The following is a 25,707-nucleotide window of genomic DNA, read 5'->3' on the forward strand; positions in this document are numbered from 1 at the left end:
TTTAACTAATTAGCCAAACCAGCTATTTTTACATCAAGTGTAAATAACCCCTTAGCGGTAGTTATTAATAACGTTTTTCGGTTTTTACCACCAAAGGCAAGGTTGGTTACATTAGGGCCCAGTTCAATTTTATCGATAAATGCACCTTCTGGCGTATAAATATTAATAACGCCTTTTTTGTGGCTGCTAACGTAAATATTGCCAGCGGAGTCTACTTTTATGCCATCGGGCGAGGTTACTTTAATAAAGTCTTCGCGTGGTGAAATATCACCGTTTTCATCAATAGTGTATTTGCTTACGCGGTTGCTAAAGTCGCCAATATAAAGGGTATGCTGATCTGGCGAGAGCGCAACACCGTTGGGCTTTTCAAGCGTGGCGTCAATTAAACTAAGTGTGCCCGTATTACTTAACTTATACACACCGGTATAAGGCATTTGTTGAGTGCGTTCGCCTATTTGCCAGTTAGGATCGGTAAAAAATATATCGCCATTTTTATGCATAGTCATATCGTTTGGCGAGCTAAAGCTTAGCCCATCAAATTTATTGACTATTACGGTATTAGTTTTACTTTTTATATTAATTTTAGAAAGCGACTGCGTACTATGGTTAAGCGTATAGAGGCTCTCTCCTTTGGCATACAATCCGTTTGTACCACTGTGTTTTAAATAAGTGGTGAGAGTATTGGGCAGCACTAATTTATAAATGGTGGAGTCGGGGCCAAGTGCTTGCGAGCTTGCAAAGTTCATTTCTGAAAAATAAAACGCATTGTCTTGGCTTGACCACGTTGGGCCTTCTAAAAATAAAAGCTCGTCACTAACAAGTGTGGGTTTTACGCCCTTTATTAATGGCGACTGCTCATTGCTTTGGCTGTTTACAGTGTTTAACAAAGGCGTATTTTCAGGTTGTTGTGCCAGCGCTGCTTTATTAAAACAGAGTATTAATACAACTAAGCTTAGCGTTTTTTTGTGTGTTTTTAGCATAGACGTTTACTCAGGTTTGTTTAATTTATAATTAATGGTCATTTTGACTATATCATTTATTTTTTTCGTTGTATGATATTTATCGAAAATAATAACGATTCAACGGAGCACACACATGCATAAAAAACACACACTCAGCCTGCTTTTACTTGCAGGGTCATTAAGCGTAAACGCTGCACAAGACCAAGCTCTTAAAAACACCTTTGCAGACTCATTCAAAATGGGGGTTGCTGTAAACCAAGATATAGTGACAGGCAAAAACGCAGCCGCGCAGTCAATTATTGCTAAGCAATTTAATACAGTCACCCTAGAAAACGCCATGAAAGCAGAAGTAATTTACCCACAGCAAGGTAAGGTCGATTTTAGTGGTGCAGATGCGTTTATAGATTTTGCCAAGCAAAATAACATGTTTACCGTAGCCCACACCTTAGTGTGGCATAACCAAACGCCTGACTGGTTTTTTACAAATAGCAAAAATGAGCCAAATACCCCAGCAGAGCAGTTAGAGCAAATGCGCAAACACATAGAGCTTGTAGCAGGGCGCTATAAAAACAAAGTAGATGCGTGGGATGTAGTTAACGAAGTGATTGCTGATGATGGCTCTTATCGCCCAACTGTGTGGGTTAACCGCGTTGGTGATGGCGATACGATGGTAAAAGCCGCGTTTAAATACGCCCAGCAGTATTCACCTAATACCGAGCTTTACTACAACGATTTTAATGCATGGCGACCAGAAAAAAGAGACGGCATTATACGCATGATCAAAATGCTGCAAAAAGAAGGTATCCGCATTGATGGCATTGGCATACAAGCGCATTGGGGGCTTAACTTTCCTAAAATGCAATACATTGAACAAGCCATTGACGCATACGCCGCACTGGGTATAAAAGTGATGATCACCGAGCTTGATATAGACGTGCTGCCTTTAACAAAAGAAGGGCAAATTACCGGCACCGATATGATGAAACCGCAGTTTCAGTTAGAAGAGTTTGAAACCTACCTCGACCCATACAAAAATGGCTTGCCGAGCGATGTAGAGGCGCAACTAAACGCCCGTTATAAAGCCTTGTTTGAATTGTTTTATGCAAAGCGCGACAAGATAGACCGCGTAACCTTTTGGGGATTACACGATGGTATGTCGTGGAAAAACGACTACCCAATCCCAAACAGAACAAACTACCCATTACTATGGGATCGTAATTTAAACCCTAAGCCAGTTATTAAAACCATTGCTGATGTAGTTAAGTAAATCGCATTGTGTAGTCAAAGCCGAGTATTTTTAAATACTCGGCTTTTTTTGTTTGCAAATTTTTATATGGAGGCAAATAAAAGTCATTTTACTAAGCGATGAGCTGGTAAACCTTGATCTTACCTAAGTAATACAAGCACAAGTATCACTTACACCTTCTATTTAATTATTTTTATCAGGCTCAAATCAAACTCAAAGCATACTTAATAAGAAACGGGTCAAATTTTAGCCTTGATCCTTATTGTTAAATAGACTATAACAATGTTGGTTTTAGGTTAATTTTATGATTGCATATTCACACACACGATATAAAACAATAAATTTTAATTTAAACCTTAACTATAACTCAATGATTTTAAGTTTATATTTGTACCCTTGTACAAGGTAAATATTAACGTTTGAAGAGATATTAAAATAATAAATATAAATGACTGTTTGTTTTTCTAATTAGTTATAGTCATGTTGAATAATAGATTTTGATAATGCAGTAGAAATACTCTTATCATATTTTATTCACTCAAATGGCTTTTACTGCACCTAGTTTAAAAACGACTCATTTATTGCTTTAGTCTAAGGAATAAAAATGAATAAATCGATTTTTCGTAACACCGGATTAGTGACCTTAGTATCACTATTAATGGCGTGCGGGGGGAATAGTAAAGATACACCGGTGCCTGAACCTATACCGGAAGTAGTAGCCCCTGATACTCCAGCGCCTGAAGCGCCAATAGCAGCTGAAATAACAAATGGTGGGTTTGAAGAAGACACTACAGGGCAAACAACGCCTGTCGGAAATTGGGTATTTAGACCAGATCAAGAATCAAGCGCTGCTTCTACTATAGAGGTAATTGAATCGCAAGAAGGCGTTAATACTTACAAAGGCACCAAAGCAGCTGAGGTTATTGTTAATACATTGGGTGACAACCCTTGGGGAATTGAAATAGCTTATGAAGACATTCCTATCACTGGAGGTAAAAATTACGAGTTTAGTGTTTGGGCCAAAGGTGAAGAGGGAACCAGTGCCGATTTTTGGATTCAAACGCCCGCACCAGATTACGGTCAACTTAGCCTGGTAAAAGAAACACTCACAGGCGAGTGGCAAAAAATTACATTAACAGCAGCAACTGCCGAAGCTGACTCATTAGTTAGATTAGCAATTCACTTTTCAAAAGAAGAAAACATTAACAAATCTATATATATTGACGAATTTTCAGGCTTTATTTTAGACGATGTACCAGCAGAAGAAATACCCGATGTTCAATACAGCGAAGTGACAGCACAAAGTTTAAAAGCATTAGCACCTAATTTTAATATTGGTGTAGCTGTTCCTGCGGGTGGATTTGGTAACAGCATAATAGACAGACCAGAGATTAAAACGATTATTGAACAACACTTTAATCAACTCTCTGCTGAAAACATTATGAAGCCTACCTATTTACAACCAACCCAAGGTGAATTTTTTTACGATGATTCTGATGAGCTAGTTAACTACGCCAAAGACAACTCACTCACGGTACATGGCCATGTTTTTGTTTGGCACTCGCAAATTGCACCTTGGATGCAAAGTTTTCAAGGTGATAAAAGCGCTTGGATAACCATGATGGAAAATCATATCACTCAAGTTGCCACTCATTTTGAAGAAGAAGGTGATAACGATACGGTAGTTAGCTGGGATGTAGTTAACGAAGCGTTTATGGAAAATGGTAAATACCGTGGTGAAAAAACCACAAACGACAGCGCTGACGAATCTGTGTGGTTTGAAAATATAGGTGCTGAATTTTTGTCGTTATCCTATAAAGCAGCAAGAGCGGCCGATCCTGATGCCGACTTATACTATAACGATTACAACCTGATTTGGAATGCAGATAAATTAGATGCTGTTATCAATATGGTTAACGACTTTCAAACCAATGGCGTGCCTATTGATGGTATAGGGTTTCAATCTCATATTTCACTTAACAGCCCTGATATTTCAACCATTCAGACACATCTTCAAAAAGTGGTCGATATTCGCCCTAAAATCAAAGTAAAAATTACCGAGCTAGATGTTCGTATGAACCACGAAGGCGGCATTCCTCTAACTTACCTAACCAGTGAAAGAGCGGACGAACAAAAGCAGTACTACTACGATATTGTTAAAACATACTTAGAAACTGTACCTGAAGATCAACGCGGTGGCATAACTATTTGGGGCGTAATTGACGAGGATAGCTGGTTACAAAACTGGCCAGAGCCAACAACAGAATGGCCACTGTTATTTTTTAATGACTTTACTGCAAAGCCTGCCTTACAGGGATTTGCTAATGCATTAAAAGAGCTAATTGAAGTAGCTGAACCAGCACCTTCATCAGAGCTGCTAACTAATGGCGACTTTGAAGCCGGACTAGATTCATGGCAAGCCCGTGGCAGTGCAAGCATAACTCTTGAAACAACCCAAGCCCACAATGGCAATAATAGCGCTTTAGTACAAGGGCGAACTGAAACGTGGAATGGCATACAAAAGGATGTAAAAGGCTTATTTACAGTAGATAAAACCTATAACGTATCTGCATGGGTTAAGTTATTTGACGACAGCACAACAGTGTCGCCAGATATAAAACTCACACTACAAATAGAGCACACTAGCACCGAGTACCTTGAGCTTACACCCGTTACTACCGTTAACACGGGTGACTGGGTACAGCTTTCGGGCACTTACACACATTCAATTACAACGCAGGAAAGCGCCGCTTTACTTTATGTTGAGTCAAGTGAACTCACTGCTGACTTTTATGTGGATGATGTATCGGTAACCTTGGTCGAATAAAAACCTAGCTAAAGGAAATTAACCCCAGATTAAATAGTCTGTATTTTTATACAGACTATTTTTTTAGAGGGGGGGTTAATTTTTTATAAAAGTATTTTATATTCAGCAGAAGAATTAATATTTTGGTTTAGCTAAACGTTATCGGTATCTAATTTATTAAAAGAAAAATAAAGAGCTTTTTCTAGTCTGTTAAGAGTTCCTTTTTTGGGCGAAACTGGTTGATTAGCTAGTTCCAACTTCACAAAGTTTAAAAGTTTTTCTAAAGTTTCCTTTTCTTCACTGAAGTTATATGTATGACTAAATGTTCTATACCTTTCAAAAAGGTAGTCAGAGAAATAGCCAATTTCATTAAACGTCCAACCTTTTATAAGAGATTTCCATTGGGTAACTGTAAATTTATTGAGAATAGGTCTTGTCTTATAATTGTTTCCCATATAAAGCATTGATCTTTTAAATGACACTTGCAATGACTCATATAAATCACTTATTTCTTTACCAGCAGTTTCTATATCTAACTTCTCTATATATTCATCAGCTATATCTTTATATTTGGGGTTGGATATTGATAAACTTCTATTGCTGCGGTAGTTTATGAAAGTCTTTTGATCAGCTAATATTCTTATTGTATCAAATATAATGCTCTCATCTTTTGGGATATAACTATTGTCGACAAGATACTCATGGTAGAAGCAACATTCGAAAAACTTCCTAATTTCTACATTTATTTCGGTTAGTATGTAATATTTAAGTTCAGATACACCTCGAATGAATTCAGAGTCGCTTAAGCTAAAAGGCTGCTCAAATAATAGAGTATCTAAAAGTGATTTTTTTTTAGGGAGTTCATCTACATTAAAAACATCAGTAACACTTAAGTGTCGACCAATGATGTATCGTACAAATAATTCATTTAGTGTCAACGAGCCTCTAATTTTTAATTTTATCTTTTCTTTTTTATCTTCATCTGTACTTATTATTTCATTAACTGTTCTGTTTTCAATGTAATACATCTTAGATATGTGTAAACCATCATTAATTATTTTACCTTTAAGTAATTCATAGTTAACGTCTTCTAGTTCATTTACATATTTTAAAAGTGCTTCAAGTCTTTTAAATGTTCTATTGAGAACTCTAAGATTATATAGCTCATGCTTATTTATAAACTCTTCAATATGATTTTGTGAATCAGTTAAATGAACAAATTTCGGCTTAAAAATAGAAAAAATATCAAAGCTATTTAAGCTAAATATTATAGAGTCAGAAAATACTTTTTCGGTAAAAGATTTATCAAGCTTTAACTCATCATCAACAGTGACAAATAAAAATTTATTATTGTTCTCAGTAAGTCTCAGGCATTCCCCAATTATATTCTTTTTCAGCTTACAATCTTCGATACGCTCAATGTCATCGATAATAAAAAGCTCATTAGATATATTCTTTAACATATAATGTTTTATAGCACCGGTCGATCCTTTTAGTACGCTAGTAATTGCGTTATTGCCTAGAGAGTTTTTTTCTATGGAACCAAATAGTTCTATTAATTTAGATACTCCATTTGAATCATGTTTTTTTTCAAGATATCTTTTAGAAACAATTAGATCCTTAAAATCATCAAGTGATGAAATTCCCATAGTGGAAATATATGTAACGTTATAGCTATAGACGTTTTTTAGATCTTCAATTAAATGCTCTGTTACGTAATATGTCTTACCAGCCCCCCATTTACCGGAAAAAATAATCATAGGAGGGAAGGAGTCATCTGAGAAAAGAGTATGGATTTGTTTATGGTAGTCAGACATGAGTAATTTCCTTATTTTTTATACAAGCTAAGCTAACTTAATTAATTATTCAATATAATCCTTTCTATTAAGTAAGCTTCCTAATCTCGCGACCCAAAACTACTTAGCCTGATACCTCACGACTACAAACTTAAGTGGCACATCGCCGTTGTTATAAATGCCGTGTACGTCGTTAGGGGCTGCAAATAAAATATCTCCAGTATGCGCTGGCTGGCTTTTGCCATTAAGCGTCCACGTGCCAGAGCCCTCGAGAATCATTAGGTATTCTTCATCGGGATGCTGGTGGGCAGGATGTATTTCGTTATTAGGTTTAATAACCGCAACGCCCGTAATAGCGCCTTTGGTGAGTGGTGTATCGCCGTAAAAGTAGGTATGAAAATCACCGCCTTCGTAGTGAGTAATGTGCGCGTCTTTTTGACTTACAATAGCTGATGTAAGTAGTGTGGATTTATCTGCTGCGCTGACAGGTAATGCAAAAATGGCTGCGGCTGTTAGTGATAAGGTGTTTGTTGTGTTTTTCATGTGTGTCCTTGCCAATTTATTTACTAGTTAGGTGTGTAATTAAGAAATGTATGCTGTGTTATTTTTGTTCAGTCTATTTTAATAAAACGTTGTTGTCAAAAGGACTATATGGTGTTAAGTTTACGTTGCACACTAAAAACACACAACAGGTACATCATGCATAAAAATAAACTTACGATTGCTATTTTATTAGGAATGTCGAGCCTTGCACTTGGCTGTAATGACTCAGCAGAGCAAAGTAAACCGACATTAAAATCACAAAAAGCGCCGGAGCAATTAACGCTTAAAGCGCAATTTAAAGACCACTTTAAAATAGGTACAGCGATTAGCCGCGACCAAATATTAGAGGCTTTGCCTGAAGATTTAAATGTGGCTAAAGCGCAATTTAATACCTTTACGCCAGAAAACTCAATGAAGTGGGAGCGTATACACCCAGAGCTAGAAACGTATGACTTTGAAGCTGCTGATGCGCTAGTTGAGTACGCACAAGAGAACAACCAAGAGTTAGTTGGGCACACATTAGTGTGGCATTCGCAAACCCCTGACTGGGTTTTTGAAGACGACCAAGGCGAGCCGCTTACCCGCGATGCATTACTTAAGCGTATGCAAAACCATATTAATGCTGTTGCAGGGCGCTATAAAAACCGCATTTTTGCATGGGACGTGGTAAACGAAGCACTTAACGAAGACGGCACACTGCGCGAATCTAAATGGAGCACCATTATTGGTGACGACTTTATAGAATACGCGTTTAAATACGCTAAACAGGCAGCACCTAATGCCAAGTTATATTACAACGATTACAACTTGTATAAGCCAGAAAAAAGAGCCGGTGCAATTGCGCTTATTAAAAATTTGCAAAGCAAAGGTATTCAAATTGATGGTATTGGTATGCAAGCGCATTACTCGCTTGATAACCCAGAGCTTTCGTTAATGGAAGACTCTATTTTGGCATACGCAGCCACTGGCATTGATGTGATGATAACCGAGCTTGATATTTCGGTATTACCGTTCCCTGAAGGTGAAGAGCAAGGCGCTGACATTTCGTTAGATATTGCGCTACAAGAGCGCTTTAACCCATACCCGAATGGTTTACCTAGTGAAGTAAACACCCAGTTAGGCGAGCGCTACAAAGCCGTGTTTAACATACTTAAAAAACATGACGATAAAGTAAGCCGTGTTACTTTTTGGGGTATAAGCGATGCACGTACTTGGCGCAACGATTGGCCAATGCAAGGGCGCACCGATTACCCATTATTAATTGACCGTGAGTTAAAACTTAAAAGCTTTGTAAGCGATTTATAATCGCACTAAACATTTAACCTCCCGCAAAGGATCGCTTAATAGCGATCCTTTTTTGGTTTTAAGCGCTTAAAATAGCTATTTTTGATAGGTTTATTATTAAGATTTCAAGTTAGTTAAGCAGTAACTAATATGCGTTTGCAAAGGCACTTGTGGTGTTAAATAGCTAAATGGGAAGTGTGGGTTATTAGGGCTGTCGGGGAAAAATTGGGGTTCTAGGCATATACCGTCGTATGCATTAAACGGAGTTTTTAAATGCTGCCCTGTATAAACCTGAATGGCAGGGTAGTTAGAGAATACACTCAGCACTAGTTTTGTATCGGCGCTTGTAAGCTCTGCGTGTTGCTTATTGGTTTGCAGGTTAAGTGTTTGTTCGGTTACAAAGTTATGATCGAGCTTATCGGTTTTATTAAGCACCCGCGCATTTGTGTAGTCAAAAGTGGTATTTGCTACAGGCGTTATTAAACCTGTGGGAATGGCGTTTGTATCTACGGGGGTATAATACGCGCCGGCCAGTTTTAATGCATGCCCTTGTGCGCTGTTAGTAATGCCATTTAAATTAAAATACGGGTGCGCTGTTGGCCCTGCAATGGTTTTTTTATTACTGGTAATTGTAAATTTAATATCAAGATTACTGTGGCTTTTACTGTTAGTGGTAAAGGTATACAGCACGTTAAATGTAGTTTTACCTGGGTAGCCGTTGTATCCATCGGGTAGGGTAATACTTAAACTTATTGCATTTTTGTGATGATAATCGAGCTGCCAAAACAAGTCGCTTAATGCTTTTTGGCCGCCGTGAAGTTGGTTTACTCCTTCGTTTTTATTAAGTGCATAGGCTTTATCATCAATGTTTATTCGGGCGTTACTTAGCCTGTTTGCATAAGGGCCGGCTATAGCGCCTAAGTAAAACGTGTCGTTTAAATAATCATTAATATTAGAATAGCCAAGTACAATATTTCGTTTTTTATTATCAATATGGGTAACCCAGCTGGTAAGCCGGGCACCGTAGTTAATAATAGAAATAGTGTCGTTTACCTCATTACTTAGTGTGTATTGAATAAGTGAAGTTGTCATTGTGGTTACTCTTTTAATTGTTCGTTCTAGCTTTTTTAATTTCTTCTTTTACGATTGGGTACAGATCGTAAGTTGGGTAAAACTCAGTGCTGTAAGCTTTCCAACCATAACGTTCAATCGATAAGTTTACTTTAGGTAACAACGCTGCCGGAAAGCGCAAAGTGACTACTTGCCCTATGCCCATCATTACTTTCCAAGATTCTACCGTTGCGCCCTCTGGCGGAAAATGTTTGTAAAAGTTAGCGTTATTGAGTATTTCTTTTATTTCAGAGAGATTTTTTGATTGGTCGTGTTTTAAAAAAATCGTTAGCATTAGTTCATCATTTTGCTCGTCATTTGCCCATGCGTTAAAACTAGTACTCGCACTAAAAAGCATAATTAACAGTAAGTATTTCATAGTTCACCTTTGTTGGTTAATTGTAAAAATGCGCCGAGCTTTGGGAGGCTTAGCGCATTAATTGGATAAAGTTTGGATTATTTAGCGCATTACGCGTACTAAATATATTAAGCGTTGGCTTTAATTAACGCCTGCGCGGTGCTCACTACATTTTTGGTGGTAAAGCCAAAATGCTCTAATAACACGTTACCTGGCGCCGACTCACCAAAAGTGCTCATACCAATTACTTTGCCTTGTAAGCCTACATATTTTAGCCAGTAATCTTGGTGTGATGCTTCAATTGCAATACGGTTTGCTACCGAGTTTGGCAATACACTTTGCTTGTAATCGTCTGATTGCAGGTCAAACAATGTGGTGCTTGGCATTGATACCACACGCACTGCAACACCTTGTGCTGTCAGCTCTTTTGCGGCTTGCATTGCTAAATCAACTTCAGAACCCGTTGCAATTAAAATAAGCTCAGGCGTTTTACTGCTATCGCTAAGAATGTAGCCGCCTTTTTCTATATCGCTAATTTGCTGTGCGCTGCGTGGCTGGTGGTTGAGCCCTTGGCGACTAAAAATAAGCGCAGTAGGTTGCTGCTGATTTTGTATCGCGTTTTTCCACGATACTGCAGTTTCTACTGCATCACACGGGCGCCATGTGACTAGGTTTGGGGTCATACGTAGGTTGGCTAGTTGCTCAATAGGTTGGTGAGTTGGACCGTCTTCACCTTGGCCTATAGAGTCGTGGGTATACACAAATATATTTTGAATACCCATAAGTGCCGACATTCTGACTGCGTTACGGGCATATTCCATAAACATTAAAAATGTAGCGCCGTAATTAATAAAACCACTGTGCAGTGATATGCCATTCATAATGCCGCTCATACCGAACTCGCGCACGCCATAAAATAGGTAATTACCGCTGGCGTCATCTGCGCTTATGCCTTTAGAGCCAGACCATAGCGTTAAATTAGAACCGGCTAAATCGGCAGAGCCACCCAATAACTCTGGTAAGTGCGGGGCAAAGGCTTCAATGGTATTTTGCGAGGCTTTTCGGCTTGCAATGTTGGCAGCGTCTTTGTTGCACTGTGCAATGTAGTCGTTTGCAATAGCTTTAAAACTTTCAGGCAAGGTGCGTTTAATTACGCGGCGTTCAAATTCTTTGGCAAGCTCTGGGTGGCTTTTGGTGTAGTCGCTAAAAAGTTGTTGCCATTGTTTTTGTTTTTTATCACCGCTTTGTTTGGCGTCCCAATGGGCGTAAATATCATCACTAATACTAAATGCTTTATTTGGGAGGTTTAAAAATTTGCGCGCCGCAGTTATTTCGTCATCACCTAATGGCGAACCGTGGCAATCGTGCGAGCCTGATTTATTTGGCGAGCCAAAACCAATCACGGTTTTACAACAAAGTAGAGTAGGTTTGTCGCTCACTTGTTTTGCTTGTGCAATGGCGCTGGCAATTTGTTCTGGGTCGTGGCCGTCTATATCTTTTATTAAATGCCAGCCGTACGCTTCAAAGCGTTTAGCGGTGTCGTCGGTAAACCAGCCCTCAACGTGTCCGTCGATAGATATACCGTTATCGTCCCAAAAAGCAATAAGTTTACCCAAGCCTAGTGTGCCTGCAAGCGAACATGCTTCGTGCGATATGCCTTCCATTAAACAGCCATCACCCATAAAACAGTAAGTGTAATGATCTACAATATCAAAACTCTCTTTGTTAAATTGCGCGGCGAGGGCTTTTTCGGCAATGGCCATACCTACGGCATTTGATAAACCTGCGCCAAGCGGGCCTGTGGTTGTTTCAACACCTGGGGTATAACCGTATTCAGGGTGTCCTGGGGTTTTTGAATGCATTTGTCTAAATTGTTTAAGCTCGCTTAGTGGTAGTTCGTACCCGCTTAAATGCAATAAAGAATAAATAAGCATAGATCCGTGACCGTTACTGAGTACAAAGCGGTCTCGGTTTGCCCAATTTGGATCGTTTGGATTATGGTTTAAAAAATCGTTCCACAGTACTTCGGCTATATCGGCCATACCCATAGGTGCGCCCGGATGCCCTGAATTTGCTTGCTGTACCGCATCCATGCTAAGTGCGCGAATAGCATTTGCAAAAGGCGCACGAGAAGAAAGCTGAGTCATGTATTACCTCAAATAAAATTAAAAAAGCCTGCACATAATATGGCAGGCTTGAGGGAAATTAGTTTAGTAAGTCTTCAACCAATTTAGCCAAAATACGCTGATCTTTGGCAAAGTTACGAATACCTTCACCGAGCTTTTCGCTGGCCATTGCATCTTCGTTGTGCTGCCATAAAAATTGCTCGTGGGTGAGTGGGGTTATGTCACTTTGCGGTGCTTTGGCAATATTTGCAGCGTCAAGCTTAGTAACCAGAGTACCTTCTTGACTTTGTAAATCATTGAGTAATGATGGCGAGATAGTCAGTAAATCGCAGCCAGCAAGTTCGATTATTTCTTCAGTGTTTCTAAAGCTTGCGCCCATTACCACGGTTTTATAATCGTACTTTTTGTAGTACTGATAAATACCTGTAACCGACTGCACACCAGGATCTTCGCTTGGAGTGTATTCTTTATTATCGCGGGCTTTGTACCAATCAAGAATACGCCCAACAAACGGAGATATAAGCGTTACGTTAGCTTGTGCGCATGCAATGGCTTGAGCCATCGAAAAAAGCAGGGTTAAGTTACACTTAATACCTTCTTTTTCTAACTGTTCGGCGGCTTTAATGCCTTCCCATGTTGAAGCAAGTTTAATAAGTACGCGGTCTTTTGAAATACCCGCTTGCTCGTAAAGCGAAATAAGCTTACGCCCTTTGGCAATACTTGCTTTGGTGTCAAACGATAAACGCGCATCTACTTCGCTTGATATACGCCCAGGTATTACCTTTAGTATTTCACAGCCAAAGTTAACAATAAGTTGGTCGCAAATAGCGTCAACGTCGTTGCCAGCTTTGCTTATAGCATCACTAATTAAATGTTTATACTGAGGTAATTTTGCAGCTTGTAAAATTAACGAAGGGTTGGTTGTTGCATCAACCGGTTGTAGAGCTTTGATTGACTCTACATCGCCACTGTCGGCAACGACCGTGGTTACTTTTTTGAGTTGTTCTAACAAGTTCATAATGATGTACGCCTCGGCTTTAAAACCGAGGCGATGTCCTTATACGTAGCGGTTAACAATATTCTCAAGCAGTTCTTGGCGACCAGAAACTTGCTTAGGATCGATGTTGTTCTCGTGTACTAAGGCTGAAAGGCTCTCAAGTGATTGCTCACCATTTAGAATGCTTTGACCTAGGTCTTCTTTCCAGCCTGCGTAACGTTTTTCAACAAAGTCAGACAGCTCGCCACCTTCAATCATTGCTGCTGCATTGAGTAATGCTTTAGCCATCGTATCCATACCGCCAATGTGACCAATGAATAAGTCATCGCGTTCACACGATTGACGACGAAGTTTAGTGTCAAAGTTAAAGCCGCCCGTTGTAAAGCCACCCATTTTTAAAATTTCATAAACAACAAGTGTGCACTCAGCTACATCGTTAGGAAATTGGTCTGTATCCCAACCGTTTTGCATGTCGCCGCGGTTAGCATCAATACTACCCATAATGCCTTCTGCGCAAGCAACTGCAATTTCGTGATGGAAACTATGACCCGCAAGTGTTGCGTGGTTTGCTTCAATGTTTACTTTAATTTCGTCTTGTAAGCCGTGCTTATACAAAAAGCCTGCAACTGTTGCTGTATCGTAATCGTACTGGTGCTTAGTCGGCTCTTGTGGTTTTGGCTCAATTAATAATGTACCTTTAAAACCAATTTTTTTCTTGTGCTCTACAACCATTTTTAAAAAGCGTGCGTACTGTTCGCTTTCTTGTGCAAGGTCTGTATTTAGTAGCGTGTCGTAACCTTCACGACCACCCCAAAGTACGTAGTTTTCGCCGCCTAAACGATGCGTTATTTCCATTGCATGTTTAACTTGTGCTGCTGCATATGCATACGTATTAGGATTAGGGTTTGTTGCACCACCGGCACAAAAACGTTGATTTGAAAATAAGTTAGCAGTACCCCACAGTAGTTTTACACCTGTGCGCTGCATTTCTTTTTCGATAATGTTAGCGATATGCGTTACGTTATCGTGGCTTTCTTGTAGTGTTTTGCCTTCAGGTGCAATATCAACATCATGAAAACAAAAGTAAGGAACGCCTAATTTTTCATAAAATTCAAAGGCTACTTTTACTTTTTGTTCAGCAAGTTCTAATTGGTTGCCCACAGGTTGGATCCAAGGACGGTCAAACGTACCTTCACCAAAAATATCAAACCCTGTAGAACAAAAGTTATGCCAGTAACAAGCTGCAAAACGAAGGTGCTCTTTCATTGTTTTGCCAAGCACTACTTGGTTTTCGTCGTAGTAACGAAATGCAAATGGGTTTTTAGAGTTTTCACCCTCAAATTTAATTTTTTCAACGTTTGTAAAAAATTGCTCGCTCATATTGTGCTCCATTAATTTTATAATAGTGTATTAAAAGTATGTTTTTACACTTTGATAAAGTGCTTTGTATGTTGTGTATTGCTGTGCGTAAAAGTCTTGCATGATTGGGTCTGGCTCAATGGTTTGCGTTACTTTGCCGTTAACACACACTTGTTGTGCAGAGAGTTGTGTTACTGCTATTCGGGCAAGTCTTGCAGCGCCAAATGCGGGACCAACTTCTGAGCCTTCTCGGTAAATTAGGGGGCGGTTAAGTACGCTTGCGATGATTGTTCCCCACAGTGGGCTTTTAGCGCCACCACCAATAACGGTTACATCGTCAATTTGTGCGCCGGCATCAAGCAGTACTTGTTGGCCATCGGCAAAGGCAAAAGCAACGCCCTCGAGTACTGCGCGGCCAAGGGCTGCTGCATCGGTATCACTGTCTAAACCAAAAAACACGCCTTTGGCATCGGGGTTATTATGCGGCGTACGTTCGCCAGTTAAATAAGGCAAAAATATCACTGAGCTTGGTTTGCTAAAGTCGCATTTACTTACTTGTTCAAGCAATGCACTTTCGTTTTCAAAACCAGTTAATTTAGTGACCCAGGTTAAACAGCTTGCTGCGCTTAACACCACTGACATTTGGTGCCAGGTGTTTTCAATGCAATGACAAAAAGTATGTACAGCACCTTCTGGGTTAGGCAGGTATTTTTCGTTGGCAACAAAGTAAACGCCCGAAGTACCTAATGATAAAAACGCTTGTTTTGGCTTTACTACGCCTACACCGGCAGCGNCACCGCCTGCAACAACAGGTACTTGTTCCATTCCCCATTTAGCAGCAACTTGGGCTGTTAATTTACCTGTAATTTGTGTGCCTTCAAAAAGAGTAGGCATGTGTTGCTCTGTTAAGTCGCAAGCACTAAGCATTTTTTGCGACCATGCTCTTTTTTCTACGTCTAGCCATAATGTGCCTGCAGAGTCAGACATATCTGATGCAAAATCGCCGGTCATTAAAAAGCGTAGGTAGTCTTTTGGTAATAATACTTTGGCTACTTTTGCAAAATTTTCTGGCTCAAACTCTTTTACCCACACCAATTTAGGTGCAGTAAAACCAGGCATTGCTATGTTGCCGGTAATATTACGAGAATTTGGTTCGCGTTTTTCAAGCTCTACACATTGTGCAGCACTACGCCCGTCGTTCCATAAAATGGCTGGGCGAATAATATTATTGTTTTTATCAAGCAGCGTAGCGCCATGCATTTGCCCAGAAAGGCCCACAGCCTTTACCGATTTTAGTAATGCAGGGTGAGTATTTTTAAGATCCTCGATTGCACTACATGTAGCAAGCCACCAGTCTGTAGGGTTTTGCTCAGAAAAAAGTGGTGCTGGGCGTGAAACGCTTAAAGATCCACTTGCTTGAGCAAGCAATTGGTCTTTCTCGTCTAAAATAATTACTTTTACACCTGAAGTGCCTAAATCGATACCAAGGAACATAAATGTGATACTTAATGTTGTTTTAGTGTTAGCGCTAACATTAATGATTTGATATTGTTAAGTCAAGCTAGTTTTAAACTATGTTTAACAATTAATTTGCAAGTTTATTGCTTGGTTGTTGGAGTTCACTTAAATTTCTTTTTAAGATCATAAGGAAACACTATGAAAAAAATAAACTGGGGTATTGTTGGTTGTGGCCGAATTGCTGCACAATTTTGTGAAGACTTAGCACATACCAATAATGGTGTTGCGTACGCGGTTGCAGCAAGAAGTGGGGAAGATGCAAGCGCTTTTGCGAGTAAGTATGGCGCGGCAAATGCCTACGAAGGGTATCAAGCATTATTTGACGATAAAAACGTTGATGTAGTTTACATTGCGACCCCGCATAACTTTCACTTTAAAAATGCCAGTGATGCTATTAAAGCAGGCAAACATGTATTGTGCGAAAAGCCTATTACGGTTTCGGTAGAAGAGTGTAAGCAGTTGTCTTTACTGGCTAAAAAGCATGACGTATTTTTAATGGAAGCCATGTGGACGTACTTTTTACCTGCAATACAAAAAGCAAAAAAATGGGTAGAGCAAGGGCGAATTGGTAATATTAAACATGTTAAAGCTGACTTTGGCTATCCTGTGCCTTTTAACCCCGACGGGCGCGAATACAACCCAGATTTAGCGGGCGGTTGTTTACTTGATATGGGAATTTATCCGCTTGCCATTGCCAATTACTTTTTAAATAACGACCTTGAAAACTTACACGTAAGAGCAAATATTCGCTACAAAGGCGTGGAAGACGATGTACTTATTACTGCTAATTGTGGCGATGTAATGGTGAGCTTAGCAACGTCATTTCAATGCCGGTTAGGGAATGGTGCGTATATAATTGGTGACAAAGGCTATATAAAAATACCCGATGCATTTAGGGCTTACGAGTGCTCTTTGTATGAGCTTGATGATTTAATTGAGCGTTTTGAAGATGGCAGGCAGTCACAAGGTTACAGTTTTGAAGCCCAAGAAGTAGGGCGCTTACTGAGCGAAAATAAACGAGAGAGTGACATTATGAGCCACTCTCAAAGTTTACTTTTACAATCGCAAATGGAGCGTATTAAAGCCCTGATTTAATAGAGCTTTGAATGAGCTTTTAAATGGTTTTATATCAGCTCTAAATCAGCTAATAAACTTAACTGGCGGCGATTTATTCGCCGCTAGGTTCGTCATAATTAAAAAATGAATAGTGAGCTTCTTTATTTTGCCCCGATAAGTCTTGGCACGCCATACCAACAAAAGCACCGGTAAAACACGGGCGATACCCTTGTGGTGATTGCTGCACGTAATCATCAGATAAAATGCTGCCATCGAGCACTGGACCAAACTTTATCCAGCAGTTTTTCTCGGTAGCATAATAAAACTGTAGCTGCGCGCCATTAAAATCAGCTTTTAAGTAAACAGGTTTGTTTGTTTTAAGCAAAAGCGGTGCAACAGGCGTACTTGTTTGGTATTTATCGCAGCTTATTATATTTAAATAACGCGGTGTGGTTTCATCGCCTATATCGCCGCCGCTTATATGCAAATAGTAGTAATGCGCGGTGTTGTAATAACATACTAGCCCCGCCATTTGCTGAAAACTGCTCGGCGCAAAATCAACGCATGTGCTGCTAACAGTATGATGAGCCTGTACACGCCTGGCAATAAAACTTTGCTGATGCAATGAGCTTAAAGACTCTTTACCTACTAGGGTAAGCGATGCTTTTTGAGTGTTTTTATACACCCAATTTTTGCACATAGGTATGCGTAATGACTGAAAATCAACAGTAAGCCCATCGTTACTAAAATCAATATGTGTTGAGGGTTGAGGCTGTGGATTTGGCGTTAAGCCCTCAACGGGTACGTGTATTCTCGGGGCTTTATTTGTGTGTTTTGCATAAGGCCAGCCATCGTCTTTCCAGATTATTTGCTCAATCCCTGTTTCACGCCCTGTAATGCAGCAGCCACGCTCAGACAGTGGCCTTGATGTTAAAAATACCGTGTACCAATCACCGGTTTGTGTTTGAAAAAAATCTCCATGGCCACATTTTTGTAGCGCATTACTCGGCTCGTGGGCTGCTGTAATAACGGGGTTGTATGGGTGTACTTGGTAAGGGCCAAATACGTTTTTAGAGCGCGCAATACTAATGCAGTGTTCATACCCTGTGCCACCTTCAGCGGTAATTAAATAGTAGTAATCGCCGCGTTTTAAAATATGCGGGCCTTCAGTGCAACCAAGCTCTGTGCCTGCAAATATAGGTTTAACATCGCCTATTAACTTATTGGTTTTTAGGCAAAGCTCTTGCATTACTATTCCACCAAAGAGTGTGTTGTTGCGGTGATCAACCAGCATGTTTAACAAATAACTTTTACCGTCATCATCGTGAAAAATAGACGGATCAAAACCGCTAGAATTTAAGTAAGTCGCTTGTGACCAGTTGCCGGTAATATCAGTGGTTGATACAAAAGAATTTGGCGTGTCTTTCCATGGGCCATCAAAGCTTTTTACATTGGTATACACCAAATAAAAACGCCCATTGTTGTAGCTAAGTTGCGGTGCCCATACACCGCAAGAGTCGGGTACTCCTCGCATATCAAGTTGCTCTACGGTATTAAGCGCTTGACCTATAACTCGCCAATTAACTAAATCGGTAGAGTGGTGAATTTGTACACCGCCAAACCATTCAAAAGTTGAGGTGGCTATGTAGTAGTCGTTATTAACTCTGACAATGTTTGGGTCTGGGTTAAAGCCTCTTAGAATTGGGTTTTGCAGCATGCTCATAATATAGGCCTTTTTAAGTTTTTTATATTATTAGGTGTGAATACTATAAATTTGTTGTTAGCGCTAACATTTTCGGTGTAGTATAAGACTTTGTCAATAAGTAATCATTTAAAACGCGCTGTAAACAATATCAAGCTTTACAATTATGTATAATGAAAATTAAGAAAGTTAATTATAACAATCCACTGATTGTGAGTAGGTAATAACAGTAATGGCCGATCCTAAAAGAGCAAGAATACAAGATGTAGCCGAGCAGGCTGGTGTATCAATGATGACAGTTTCGCGCGTGCTCAACCAAGACAAAAAAGTAAGCGACAAAACCCGCGAAAAAGTAATGGCTGTTGTTGAGCAATTAAATTACAGGCCAAATGTGTCTGCTAGGCGCCTTGCTAGTACTAAGTCATTCTTTTTAGGGCTTTTATACGATAACCCAAGTGACTCTTACATAAGCCAATTTTTATTGGCAGCGCTTAAAAAATGCCGCGCACTGGGCTACCACCTTGTTGTTGACGAAGCGCATAGCGATATTGACAAAACAATTGAATCGGTAAAGCAACTTATTGATGTTACACAGGTTGATGGCATGATTTTACTGCCTCCTATGTGCGACAACGAACAGGTTTTAGATGTGCTTACTAAAGCACAAGTACCATTTGTAAGAATAACGCCAGATACAAAATTAAATCGCTCCCCTTATATATGCATGGACGATTACCAAGCGGCGTTTGATGTTACAGAGCATTTAATAAATCAAGGGCATAGCAAAATTGCACATATTATTGGCGACACTAAACAAGGTGTTAGCCGTTTGCGTTACCAAGGTTATTTAGATGCGCTGCGCTCTAATAAAATAATAACGCCACCTGAGTATATAGAGCAGGGCAGTTTTACTTATCAATCGGGCATGGAAGCGGCAATAAAATTACTTTCGCTTGATGATAAACCAACAGCTATTTTTGCAGCTAACGATGATATGGCAGNAGCCGCTGTAATCTCAATAGCTCAAAAACAAGGTATTAATATTCCAAGCGAACTGTCGGTAGTTGGCTTTGATGACACGCAACTTGCAACCATAGTTTGGCCAAATATTTCTACGGTAAAACAGCCCATTAATGAAATGGCTGAGCTTGCCATTACTTTACTTGCATCGGGTCAGTATAACGATTTAAGCAATGTAAAAAGCTTAGACTTAAGACATATTTTAGATTTTGAATTAATAGAAAGAGAATCAAGCTCAACCAATAAAAATAACTAAATAAGTGAATACGCACATACTTTTGAGCTTCAAAATCTATATAAAATAACAACACACACAATATGGATACTTATGAACGAGAAAGAAAATGTACTTTTAATAGTACTGGTTTGCTTTGTTGCGACCATTGGCGGTTTTTTATTTGGTTTTGACAGCGGTGTAATTAACGGCACGGTTGATGGACTCCAAACAGCGTTTGGCTCCAGTAGTGCGGGTACGGGGTTTAACGTTTCGAGCATGCTAATTGGTTGTGCAATTGGTGCATTTTGCGCAGGTCGATTAGCTGATAAATTTGGACGACGTCCAATTTTACTTTTTGCTGCAGCCTTATTTATTATAAGTGCTTGGGGTTCGGGTGTGTCAGTCACATCGTTTGAATTTGTGATTTATCGAATTTTAGGCGGCTTAGCGGTAGGGGCTGCATCGGTTATGACCCCAGCTTATATTAGCGAAATTGCCCCCGCACGATACAGAGGAACGCTCTCTACACTGCAACAAGTGGCTATAATTTTTGGTTTGTTTAGCGCATTTGTAAGTAACTACTTTTTAGCAAATACGGCTGGCGGTTCTACGGCGTTATTTTGGCTCGACTTTGAAACATGGCGTTGGATGTTTTGGGTTGAGTTATTACCTGCATGCTTGTTTTTAATCGCTTTATTTTTTATCCCCGAAAGCCCTCGATACTTAATTATGGCTGGTAAAAAAGACGCTGCTGCACGTGTTTTATCGTCATTATATGGCGATGAAACTGCCGCTCTTAAATTAAATGAAATAGCAGAGTCGCTTGCTGGCGATAAACACCAACCTAAATTATCTGATCTTATTGATAAACCTAAAAAACGTTTACGCCCCATTGTTTGGATAGGAATTGGCTTAGCTACATTTCAGCAATTAGTCGGCATTAACGTTGTTTTTTACTACGGCGCGGTACTTTGGCAAGCAGCCGGTTTTACTGAATCTGACGCGTTACTTATTAATATAATAAGCGGCTTTGTAAGTATTCTAGCGGTGTTTATTACCATGTATTTTATAGACAAAATTGGCAGAAAACCTTTTTTGTTAACCGGCTCAATTGGTATGACGGTGACGCTTTCGGTTATTGTTTATGCCTTTTTAAATGCAGATATTGGCTCAACAGGTAACTTAGAACTAGGAGAGCAGGGCATAGTTGCTTTAATAGCCGCTAATGCGTATGTGTTCTTTTTTAACCTATCGTGGGGCCCTGTAATGTGGGTTATGTTAGGCGAAATGTTCCCTAACCAAATTCGCGGTTCAGGCCTTGCAGTTACTGGCTTTGCCCAGTGGATAGCTAACTTTTTAATTACCTGGTCGTTCCCTGTTATGCTCACCGGTATAGGTTTAGCAGATGCGTATGGTTTTTACGCATTTTGCGCGTTTGTTTCAGTTATATTTGTATTTAAGTTTTTACACGAAACCAAAGGCAAAGAGCTTGAACAAATGAAAGGGTAAGTATGATTTTTTTTAATAAGCGCTAAAACTATAGCGATAGTTTTGGCGTTTGTTTTATTAATTCCAAGTACCAAAATATAATTGAAAATCATCTTCCCAGTTTTAATTACACAAAAAGTAGAGGTTAGGCTAACATCTGCATTTATTTTTGCTGTGAGACTTTTAATCATAATACAACCATAATAACTTGGTTGTTTGGTTTTACTAATCATCGGTATTATCAAAATGATGTTACTTACCGGTCTGTATAGAGCAGTGTTATTATACCGTTCAGTATTAGCATCCTCATCAAGTTAATCGAATGCTGGCCTTTATAGTTAACCTTTGGCTGCTAAGCAGCTAATTTTCTGCTACTCGGCTTTACATAGCTACCTTATAAAATTAGTTTAAAAATGTTCTTCAATAAACTTTTTATTTAGTCGTGGGTTTGCAATCTTAAGCGCTTTAAACCGGCGCACAAATGAAACATACCTTTATAAAAACAGCGCTCCCATACCATGCTCTTGGTAAAGCTTTAGAGTGATTGTTTGTCTCGGTTTAGCTTGCTTAGTGATGCTGTTGAGTTGATTAAATATAAACTAAATGCAGATTAAGGTGAATTAGGCTAATTGCACCTAATCAAGGCAATTATACTTATTATAATGCTCATATTATTGAAGTTATATCGCCGCGTACAACTAATTAGTGAATTTGTGCCTTGTGTGGGCACAGATGTCTAAACAAGTCACAAAAGCAGTTTATGGAATAGAGGTCATAGAATATTTCATGAAATGACACTGAAAATATTAGGTTAGTGGTCACCTGATTTGAAATTTTTGGTTTGGAATTTGTGATTTGATGTTTGTGAATTAGTAAGGGTAGGGGTCTAATTTTGAGGAAGATTAAAGAGCTAAAAAAGTGGTTTGGGCGCTTGGGCACAAATCGATAAAAACTGGAGTTTTTAGGATGATCATTTGAGGCTTGGCTCTCGTTATTTTTAAATTTTGAATACAGAATAATAAAAAAACCAAGAATTTAAATTTCAACAAAAAATTAAACGAGTAAATTGAATAGGTAATTTAACTGTTTGAAATATCGAGTTTAATTGGTACGACCGAGTGGATTCGAACCACCGACCTCTACCATGTCAAGGTAGCGCTCTAACCAGCTGAGCTACGGTCGTACAATTTTTTTAGGATTCTTAAATGTTGGTACGACTGAGTGGATTCGAACTACTGACCTTGGATCGGGTGATCAAGAGTAGGTAGTGCTTTTTCCTTCAGTGATACTTTTTTCTTAAATGTTGGTACGACTGAGTGGATTCGAACCACTGACCCTTGGACCGGGTGATCAAGAGTAGGTAGTGCTTTTTCCTTCAGATGTACTTTTATTTATTTTACTTAAATGTTGGTACGACTGAGTGGATTCGAACCACCGACCCCTACCATGTCAAGGTAGTGCTCTAACCAACTGAGCTACAGTCGTATTACTTTATTTAAGTAGGTGTTAATTGCTTAACAACGGCGGCTAATATATAGCGTGGCGGTTGGTGAATCAAGCAAGTTTGTTGTTTTTGAGTTTATTTGCCGTTTTTTTATTCATATTGGGCTTATTTCGCACGTTTTATAAAAACCTTGCCACCAAACCACATGTTTTTTAGCTGAGCTTTTTAGTAAGTTCAGTAAGTTACTTGTCGAGCCCGTTTTGACTAAGTTATTAATTTGAGGACTTGAGATACTTTCGTTAAACCAAAGCTCATTATAAAGCGGTTGTAGTGCCTCTAGATAACCAGTTAATTGTGCTTGATAGGGCTGAATTTGTTTTAGGTAAAACTTTTGGAATACGTTGCTTATGATTTTTGCATTTTTATTATTTTTACCTTGAGGACACAACGTATTAAAGTTTAGTGTTTTTACTAACTGTGTGGCGTTGTTATTTAACACTACCTGCTTGCGGACTGATTGAATGAGTGCTTGGTTAAATTGAAATTTATTAAGCTGCTCGAGTGCACTAAAAATAGAATCGCTATTAATTTCACTAAACTCTTTGGCGTTTATTTGCTGCTTAATGAGTACAAGTTGTTTGAGCGCCTGCAAGGTATCACTGAAGCCAGCGGGTTCGTTACTTAGCTCGTTTGATGTTAACAGCCATGTTTTATTAAGCTCTGGTTCTTTAAATAACATGGCGTTAAAAGAGTGCATTAGGTGTATTTGTTTGTAGTTTTTGGCTGCGAGTATTTTTGTGTAACTAGGACTATTTTTATCAAGGCTGTTTAAGCAAACCTGCGCACTTTTAATAAAGTTTATTTGATATTTTAATTGCCCAGCAGCGCTGGCGGTTTTTCCTAATTGGTTATTGTGCTCACTTATAAGCACGTTTAGCTTACATTGGCTAATGCCTGCAAGCTCAACAATACTCAGTGTTAGGTCGCTTTGTGCTATTGGGGGAGGCTGCAGTAAGGGGAGTTGCTTGAGTGGCGCAGGCTCTGTGGTGCTTGTATCAACTGTGCTACTTAAGCGTTCAATATAAGTAGCGTTTATACTACTTTGTGGTTTGCTGCAGCCAGTAAGCGTTAAAAAACACATTACCAACATTGCAGCTGGTAATGTTTTAAGGCTGAGTTTATTAGTTTTGATTGAGTGCATCAATTTTAAAAAATTCATATTTTAAACGTTTTTTTACCGTTAGCATTAATAAAATAGCAGCGACACTAAGTCCCACTATTATCCCAGCCCAGAAACCGTGCGGCCCCATAGCTGGCACTATTATATCTGTTCTTGCCAATACGTAACCTAAACAAAAGCCGATTAACCAATACGATATAAACGTTATATACGATATAGGCGTGGTGTATTTTAACCCACGAAGTATGCCATTTGCTGCAACTTGCAATGCATCAGGTAATTGGTAAATACACGCTAAAATCATAATTGATGAAGCCAATGCCATAACAGCGGGGCTGTCGGTATACAGTTGGCTAATTAAATCACGACCGGTGAACGTAATAAGCGCTAAAAATAACGCCACAGCAATGGCTAAAATATAGCTGGTAGAAACCGCAACTTTTAATTGAGTCATGTTCTTTTGGCCGTATAAGTTACCTATACGAATGCTGATAGCGATTGATAGGCTCAGCGGCATCATAAACAGCAATGTAGTTACACTGGCTGCTATTTGATGTCCAGATATAGCTACTGCACCTAAATGCGCTATAAATAGCGGTATACACGCAAATAAAGTGACTTCAAAAAAGGTGGCGAGTGAAATTGGTATACCTAACTTAGTAATAATACCAATGGTAGTGAAATTAGGTTTTTCGAATGATGAAAGCAGGCCTTTAGCATCTACTTTTTTACTTATTTGGCAGTAAGTGACTTGTGCTATTGCCATAACAGTTAACACAATGGCTGNGTTGCAATACCACAGCCCGCGCCGCCATGAGCAGGAAAACCAAATAAGCCATTTATGAAAATATAATTTACCGGAATATTAACAGCTAAACCTAATAGGCTTATGTAAAACGCGGGCTTGGTCATTCCCATGCCTTCGGTAACGTTTCTGTATACCGTAAAAATTAAAAATCCAAATACACCCCATTTCACAAAGTGGATGTAGTCAATAGCAAGGCTTGCAATAGCAGGCGTTGTATCGAGCTTAAAAATAATAGCATCTGCTAAATGGGCAATTCCAAAGCCTGTAAAGCTCAAAATAGCGGTCAAATAAAGCGCCTGTTGAAAATAGTGGCTAATGCCTTTATGGTCATCACTGCCCGAAAACTGCGCAATAATACCAGTAAGCGCTAATAAAATACCTTGAAGGCCAAGTAATAATGGGTTCCATATTCCTGTTGCAATAGAAAGTGCCGCTAAGTCAGTAGGACTAACTTGGCCTGCCATAATTGTGTCAACTACCGACATTAAAATAAGTGTAACTTGCGCTAAAAAAACAGGTAAAGCGAGGGAAAGTAAACGCTTGGCTTCCCAATTGCAAAAGGTCATAAAAACAGCTAGTTGATAAAATAGGGCGTAATTGTAATCTATTGGGGTTTAAATAAAAATCACAGTAGTGAATGATTTTATGAGTTGATACGTTAAACTAGCACTTTGTAATAATTTAAAG

The 25,707-nt window shown here is 39.2% G+C and carries 17 protein-coding genes, 2 tRNA genes and 1 pseudogene; 6 read left to right on the forward strand and 14 right to left on the reverse strand.

Features of this window, described 5'->3' with window-relative positions; all coding sequences use genetic code 11:
• Positions 1-5 precede the first annotated feature (5 nt).
• The gene (locus tag L656_RS0109385; RefSeq protein ID WP_024599014.1) at positions 6-980 is read right to left on the reverse strand and encodes an SMP-30/gluconolactonase/LRE family protein; all 975 of its coding nucleotides are present in this window, start codon (positions 978-980) and stop codon (positions 6-8) included.
• 115 nt (positions 981-1,095) lie between these two features.
• Between L656_RS0109385 and L656_RS0109390 the strand changes: the two genes are divergently transcribed.
• Both L656_RS0109390 and L656_RS0109395 read left to right on the forward strand, forming a co-directional pair.
• Positions 1,096-2,229, forward strand: coding sequence for an endo-1,4-beta-xylanase (locus L656_RS0109390; RefSeq protein WP_024599015.1), 1,134 nt, complete (start codon positions 1,096-1,098; stop codon positions 2,227-2,229).
• A 583-nt stretch (positions 2,230-2,812) separates the two neighbouring features.
• Positions 2,813-5,035, forward strand: coding sequence for an endo-1,4-beta-xylanase (locus tag L656_RS0109395; protein ID WP_024599016.1), 2,223 nt, complete (start codon positions 2,813-2,815; stop codon positions 5,033-5,035).
• 131 nt (positions 5,036-5,166) lie between these two features.
• Here L656_RS0109395 and L656_RS0109400 read toward each other — a convergent pair whose 3' ends face one another.
• Together L656_RS0109400 and L656_RS0109405 are read right to left on the reverse strand one after the other, a co-directional pair.
• Positions 5,167-6,831: a hypothetical protein gene (locus L656_RS0109400; protein WP_024599017.1), complete on the reverse strand. Its 1,665-nt coding sequence runs from the start codon at positions 6,829-6,831 to the stop codon at positions 5,167-5,169.
• A gap of 99 nt (positions 6,832-6,930) precedes the next feature.
• Positions 6,931-7,353, reverse strand: a complete 423-nt coding sequence (locus L656_RS0109405; protein ID WP_024599018.1) for a cupin domain-containing protein — start codon at positions 7,351-7,353, stop codon at positions 6,931-6,933.
• Positions 7,354-7,509: 156 nt separating this feature from the next.
• Here L656_RS0109405 and L656_RS0109410 point away from each other — a divergent pair, with 156 nt between their 5' ends.
• Positions 7,510-8,658: an endo-1,4-beta-xylanase gene (locus L656_RS0109410; RefSeq protein ID WP_024599019.1), complete on the forward strand. Its 1,149-nt coding sequence runs from the start codon at positions 7,510-7,512 to the stop codon at positions 8,656-8,658.
• 96 nt (positions 8,659-8,754) lie between these two features.
• On the opposite strand, the gene L656_RS0109415 is transcribed toward L656_RS0109410, so the two are convergent.
• From L656_RS0109415 to xylB, 6 genes are all read right to left on the reverse strand, one after another.
• On the reverse strand, positions 8,755-9,729 hold the full coding sequence (locus tag L656_RS0109415; protein ID WP_024599020.1) for an aldose epimerase family protein: 975 nt from the start codon (positions 9,727-9,729) through the stop codon (positions 8,755-8,757).
• A gap of 13 nt (positions 9,730-9,742) precedes the next feature.
• Positions 9,743-10,126 (reverse strand): hypothetical protein, encoded by a 384-nt coding sequence (locus L656_RS0109420; RefSeq protein WP_024593043.1) that lies wholly within the window; start codon positions 10,124-10,126, stop codon positions 9,743-9,745.
• Positions 10,127-10,233: 107 nt separating this feature from the next.
• A complete protein-coding gene (gene tkt / locus L656_RS0109425) occupies positions 10,234-12,252 on the reverse strand; it encodes a transketolase (protein ID WP_024599021.1) in 2,019 nt (672 codons plus the stop codon).
• Positions 12,253-12,310: 58 nt separating this feature from the next.
• Positions 12,311-13,249 carry a transaldolase gene (tal, locus tag L656_RS0109430; RefSeq protein WP_029750724.1) on the reverse strand — a complete coding sequence of 313 codons (939 nt, stop codon included), beginning with the start codon at positions 13,247-13,249 and terminating at the stop codon, positions 12,311-12,313.
• Between the two features lie 39 nt (positions 13,250-13,288).
• Positions 13,289-14,608, reverse strand: a complete 1,320-nt coding sequence (gene xylA, locus L656_RS0109435) for a xylose isomerase (protein WP_024599023.1) — start codon at positions 14,606-14,608, stop codon at positions 13,289-13,291.
• Positions 14,609-14,638: 30 nt separating this feature from the next.
• Positions 14,639-16,081 carry a xylulokinase gene (gene xylB / locus L656_RS0109440; protein WP_024599024.1) on the reverse strand — a complete coding sequence of 481 codons (1,443 nt, stop codon included), beginning with the start codon at positions 16,079-16,081 and terminating at the stop codon, positions 14,639-14,641.
• Between the two features lie 162 nt (positions 16,082-16,243).
• On the opposite strand from xylB, the gene L656_RS0109445 reads away from it, so the two are divergent.
• A complete protein-coding gene (locus tag L656_RS0109445; protein ID WP_024599025.1) occupies positions 16,244-17,200 on the forward strand; it encodes a Gfo/Idh/MocA family protein in 957 nt (318 codons plus the stop codon).
• A 73-nt stretch (positions 17,201-17,273) separates the two neighbouring features.
• Here the strand turns inward: L656_RS0109445 and L656_RS0109450 are convergent, their stop codons facing one another.
• Positions 17,274-18,884: a glycoside hydrolase family 43 protein gene (locus L656_RS0109450; RefSeq protein ID WP_024599026.1), complete on the reverse strand. Its 1,611-nt coding sequence runs from the start codon at positions 18,882-18,884 to the stop codon at positions 17,274-17,276.
• Positions 18,885-19,095: 211 nt separating this feature from the next.
• Between L656_RS0109450 and L656_RS0109455 the strand changes: the two genes are divergently transcribed.
• Both L656_RS0109455 and L656_RS0109460 read left to right on the forward strand, forming a co-directional pair.
• Positions 19,096-20,139, forward strand: a complete 1,044-nt coding sequence (locus L656_RS0109455; protein WP_024599027.1) for a LacI family DNA-binding transcriptional regulator — start codon at positions 19,096-19,098, stop codon at positions 20,137-20,139.
• Between the two features lie 60 nt (positions 20,140-20,199).
• A complete protein-coding gene (locus L656_RS0109460) occupies positions 20,200-21,609 on the forward strand; it encodes a sugar porter family MFS transporter (protein ID WP_275041068.1) in 1,410 nt (469 codons plus the stop codon).
• Between the two features lie 1,085 nt (positions 21,610-22,694).
• Here the strand turns inward: L656_RS0109460 and L656_RS0109465 are convergent.
• The 4 genes and pseudogenes from L656_RS0109465 to L656_RS01000000122125 form a co-directional block, all read right to left on the reverse strand.
• Positions 22,695-22,771, reverse strand: a tRNA-Val gene (locus L656_RS0109465).
• Positions 22,772-22,996: 225 nt separating this feature from the next.
• Positions 22,997-23,073 (reverse strand) — tRNA-Val (locus L656_RS0109470).
• A 113-nt stretch (positions 23,074-23,186) separates the two neighbouring features.
• Complete coding sequence (locus tag L656_RS0109475) at positions 23,187-24,251, reverse strand: DUF3080 family protein (RefSeq protein WP_033036817.1); 1,065 nt, start codon at positions 24,249-24,251, stop codon at positions 23,187-23,189.
• Positions 24,214-25,586 (reverse strand): annotated as a pseudogene (locus L656_RS01000000122125) (MATE family efflux transporter). The gene L656_RS0109475 and the pseudogene L656_RS01000000122125 overlap by 38 nt, the downstream one beginning before the upstream one ends.
• Between the last annotated feature and the right edge of the window lie 121 nt (positions 25,587-25,707).

Source organism: Pseudoalteromonas sp. TAE56 (assembly GCF_000497955.1).
Lineage (GTDB): Bacteria > Pseudomonadota > Gammaproteobacteria > Enterobacterales > Alteromonadaceae > Pseudoalteromonas.

Excerpts from the sequence above, each read along its gene's own strand:
- L656_RS0109385 (WP_024599014.1), bottom strand. The coding sequence starts at position 980 with ATGCTAAAAACACACAAAAAAACGCTAAGCTTAGTTGTATTAATACTC.
- L656_RS0109390 (WP_024599015.1), top strand. The coding sequence starts at position 1,096 with ATGCATAAAAAACACACACTCAGCCTGCTTTTACTTGCAGGGTCATTA.
- L656_RS0109395 (WP_024599016.1), top strand. The coding sequence starts at position 2,813 with ATGAATAAATCGATTTTTCGTAACACCGGATTAGTGACCTTAGTATCA.
- L656_RS0109400 (WP_024599017.1), bottom strand. The coding sequence starts at position 6,831 with ATGTCTGACTACCATAAACAAATCCATACTCTTTTCTCAGATGACTCC.
- L656_RS0109405 (WP_024599018.1), bottom strand. The coding sequence starts at position 7,353 with ATGAAAAACACAACAAACACCTTATCACTAACAGCCGCAGCCATTTTT.
- L656_RS0109410 (WP_024599019.1), top strand. The coding sequence starts at position 7,510 with ATGCATAAAAATAAACTTACGATTGCTATTTTATTAGGAATGTCGAGC.
- L656_RS0109415 (WP_024599020.1), bottom strand. The coding sequence starts at position 9,729 with ATGACAACTTCACTTATTCAATACACACTAAGTAATGAGGTAAACGAC.
- L656_RS0109420 (WP_024593043.1), bottom strand. The coding sequence starts at position 10,126 with ATGAAATACTTACTGTTAATTATGCTTTTTAGTGCGAGTACTAGTTTT.
- tkt (WP_024599021.1), bottom strand. The coding sequence starts at position 12,252 with ATGACTCAGCTTTCTTCTCGTGCGCCTTTTGCAAATGCTATTCGCGCA.
- tal (WP_029750724.1), bottom strand. The coding sequence starts at position 13,249 with ATGAACTTGTTAGAACAACTCAAAAAAGTAACCACGGTCGTTGCCGAC.
- xylA (WP_024599023.1), bottom strand. The coding sequence starts at position 14,608 with ATGAGCGAGCAATTTTTTACAAACGTTGAAAAAATTAAATTTGAGGGT.
- L656_RS0109445 (WP_024599025.1), top strand. The coding sequence starts at position 16,244 with ATGAAAAAAATAAACTGGGGTATTGTTGGTTGTGGCCGAATTGCTGCA.
- L656_RS0109450 (WP_024599026.1), bottom strand. The coding sequence starts at position 18,884 with ATGAGCATGCTGCAAAACCCAATTCTAAGAGGCTTTAACCCAGACCCA.
- L656_RS0109475 (WP_033036817.1), bottom strand. The coding sequence starts at position 24,251 with ATGAATTTTTTAAAATTGATGCACTCAATCAAAACTAATAAACTCAGC.